The organism is Gilliamella sp. Fer4-1 (genome assembly GCF_001690515.1).
Lineage (GTDB): Bacteria > Pseudomonadota > Gammaproteobacteria > Enterobacterales > Orbaceae > Gilliamella > Gilliamella apicola_C.
In genome coordinates, this window is the sequence record NZ_LZGZ01000186.1 from 1 (window position 1) to 3,370 (window position 3,370).

3 protein-coding genes, 1 tRNA gene and 1 pseudogene are annotated in these 3,370 nt (G+C 33.2%); all 5 read right to left on the bottom strand.

The window, feature by feature from the left end:
- Window positions 1-136: 136 nt before the first annotated feature.
- On the bottom strand, window positions 137-775 hold the full coding sequence (locus A9G30_RS06385) for a LemA family protein (protein ID WP_065582493.1): 639 nt from the start codon (window positions 773-775) through the stop codon (window positions 137-139).
- A 675-nt stretch (window positions 776-1,450) separates the two neighbouring features.
- Window positions 1,451-1,621, bottom strand: coding sequence for an integrase arm-type DNA-binding domain-containing protein (locus A9G30_RS13615; RefSeq protein ID WP_442903247.1), 171 nt, complete (start codon window positions 1,619-1,621; stop codon window positions 1,451-1,453).
- A 220-nt stretch (window positions 1,622-1,841) separates the two neighbouring features.
- Window positions 1,842-1,927: transfer RNA gene (locus A9G30_RS06390), tRNA-Leu, on the bottom strand.
- Window positions 1,928-1,934: 7 nt separating this feature from the next.
- Complete coding sequence (secG, locus tag A9G30_RS06395) at window positions 1,935-2,309, bottom strand: preprotein translocase subunit SecG (protein ID WP_065588409.1); 375 nt, start codon at window positions 2,307-2,309, stop codon at window positions 1,935-1,937.
- Between the two features lie 209 nt (window positions 2,310-2,518).
- Window positions 2,519-3,370, bottom strand: a pseudogene (locus A9G30_RS12950) (hypothetical protein); the annotation flags it as partial.

Sequence of the window (3,370 nt, forward strand, 5' to 3'; positions counted from 1 at the left end):
CGTAATAATTTTTAATTATATTTACTTATTTTTTCGCCGACATTGTCGGCGAATTTTTAATGATAAGTGATAAAAATACACCTTCTTCCAACCAAACCAAAAAAGCGCCAATGTTATCACTAGATCTTTGTTAATTTTACGGCTCGACTTCTTCAGTATTATTATCTCTTTTCGCTTTTATTTTTTTGACATTTTCAGTTGCTACCGAGGCCATTCTTCCCATGGTATCTCTAAGAATTTTTCCATCATCGGTTTTAAATGAAGCAAGTTGTTCTATACCATTTTCATCGACTTCAAAATAGGTTGCTTCAACAAACCCCAATTTACTTGCATAGAATAAATGAGGAATACTACCACGAGTTGAATTATAGATCTGAACTGCCGCATTATAATCTTCTCTTCTTTTTAAAATCGTGTTTTCAATCTCATCAAGTTGCACCATTAATTGCTGATAAGTCGAGTTTGCTTTTAAATCAGGAAAACGATTTGCTAGCATTTGAACATTACCGATAACTCGAGATGCTTCAGATGCAACATTATTTGCGGTAGCAATATTATTACTCTCAGTCACGGTAAAGTGAGTTAACTTTTCATGATCGCCATAACTAGACGCGATATCAGACAATCTTTGTGCTATATCGTGCCTTTTCTTTATCGTTACATAAATATTTGATTGTTTTTGTTTTACATTTTCAGCTAAGCTCCTAAGCTTATTGTATGCAAAAAATAGCCAAACTAAAACAGCAATGACCAAAATAAAAAATAAGAAAAACATATTATTGTCTCTTTGTTGTAATTAAATTTCTATAATTTAGATAATTAATATTTCTTTATATTTCATTGTGAAGATATGATAAAAGCAAGCCAATATGAAACGGGTTTGAATAAATATATAGAATTGAGCATATATTACAGCTGGCTTATTGATATTAGAAGTATCACCTATTCAGTAAATATGGCTCGCATCAAGCCCGTTATAACCTTGCTAATTAATAGGCACGTTATCACACATTCTTGTTACTTTCAACTTATGTTAAAACAATAACTTATTTTATTTATTCAGTAAATAGGGTCTGTAGATAACAGGTGAGATAAATGATGGAGTTTTAAACCTAACACTGTTTATTAGTTTGAAATAGTGTGAATGAATTTTTTTCAAAATAAATTTTATTTCATAAGTTAAAGAATTTGTTCGCAAATAGAATAGATATAAATTATTTATACTATTTTTTATAATGATACACCTGCATTAACTACCGATTTATTCATTATAATTAAATTTATATTCTTGTATTTTAGATTCTTTTCTGCTTTCTTACAGTGCTTGTTTATTGCATAGTTTCAATAATCAATATCTAAAATCTGTTTATATGCAAAGATTTTGTTGGCTTTGACTGATTTGCATTGATATGTTATTGATGCGTAATTCATCTATTTGCTTTCTAGCGTGTCATAATGAAACTTCTGGATAACTACCAAAGCTAATTAATGCGCCTTTTTTGATATACGGACGCATATACTTAAAACACCATATTTTAGAATTATTCGATTTAACCAAGAGATACATACCACCATCATCAAATAACGAATAATCTTTCCCTCTTTGCTTGGCGGTTTTTATTTAGGTGGTCTGTTAATGGATGTGCTTTTCTAGCCATAATTATTTTAGGTATACGATATATAGGTATATTATCTTCTTATACCTAGGCATATACCTAAAAATTTTGGTTGTAAATGTACCTTACTGATACTTAATGGGCAATAAAATAGACTTTAAGGCTTTTTATTACTGGGTTTGATGTGCTTTGTAGGGTTTAAAAGAATGTTGCTGTTTATTGATTTGGTGCCGTGGGCGGGACTTGAACCCGCATGCTCTTAGAGCACTACCCCCTCAAGATAGCGTGTCTACCAATTTCACCACCACGGCGCCGTTTTTATTCAGGAATATCCGATGTTGAATTCTGTTGTGTTGGTTGAGCAACTGGGGCGGTTATTTGTTCCGTTTTGCTTTCGTTTTGTTGCGTTGTTGTTGGTATACTATCTTCAAGGCTATCAAACTCGCCAGTTCTAGTTACGTGCGGTTTGCTACCCAAATTCGATAGTAAAATGCTTATGATAAAAAACAAAATACCTAACAAAGTTGTAGCGCGAGTTAAAAAATTTCCACTACCGGAAGAACCAAACAAAGTTGCTGACGCACCTGAGCCAAAAGAAGAACCCATATCAGCCCCTTTGCCTCGTTGAATCAAAACTAAAGCGATAATCGCTAAAGCGATAATCAAATAACTCACAATCAAAAATTCGTACATTTCAACCTGTCAATTTTATATGTTCTACAACAGAATCCATTGGTGCGAAATATTAGCGAAAGACAAGCCAACAAGCAAGTAAAATTTCAAGAATTGTTGGCATGTTTTATAAAATGTCCTTTTTAATTAATAAAAATTACTGATTTTTAAACTAAAATCGATATTACCGTTATTACAACCAAAACTATTTTTCACTTGAATTGAGGCCATTACGCTTTGCATACAGCATGTAATAACTGTTCTTTTCCCCATACTTGAATTTGTCCTATCCAAGCATCAATAGCATATTTGTTAAAATATTCTGGATATTGTTCTGTCAGTGGAAATTCATCAGATGAAAAAAACCAGTAATAATGGTGGGACCAAGTTGAGTTTGGATAGTTAATATCATTTGCCATTCCCCATTCACTTAGTAATCCTTGATTAATTGCGCGTGTAAAAAGATCCCATTGCAAAGGGTCTTCTAACCATGTTTCTGATGCATTAGGCGAATTAGACATTTCGGCTCTAGTTGGTATGTTTTTTTCACCTCCACAAGCGATTTTTGCTTGCTCATAAGTATGAAGAACATCTCCTTGTGGTATAACCCAAGTTTTGGTTGGATTAAATGTGTAAGTTTTTACTATATTGGGATCAGGCTTAAATTTTGCTGATATAGTCACTGAGCCAGTAGGTTTACTATTAAGTACAACCATGCCATATTTATCTACAGTCACACTATTTACAGGGGTAGCATTAATAGAATAGTCCCAATCTGTTTGTGCTCCTGTCATAATTAATTGAAACTGCGCTCCCGGAAATCCGGTTGTTGGAAATTTTGGATTGGCAGAGGCATAAAATCCATTGATAGGATCAAAAACGTTATGATCGTATCCTCCACCACAAAGATGATCTCTATATTCTGTGCCTGGCTTATTCCACCCTTTATCTCCTCGGTTGTAATCGACAATTGAGCTATCAATATCATTATAACCTATAAGCGCACAATCCGTTTTTCCATTTTGGGTAAAATGATAGGGGCTTCCCCAAGTTTGTTTATTATTGACTATCATTTGGTTGGG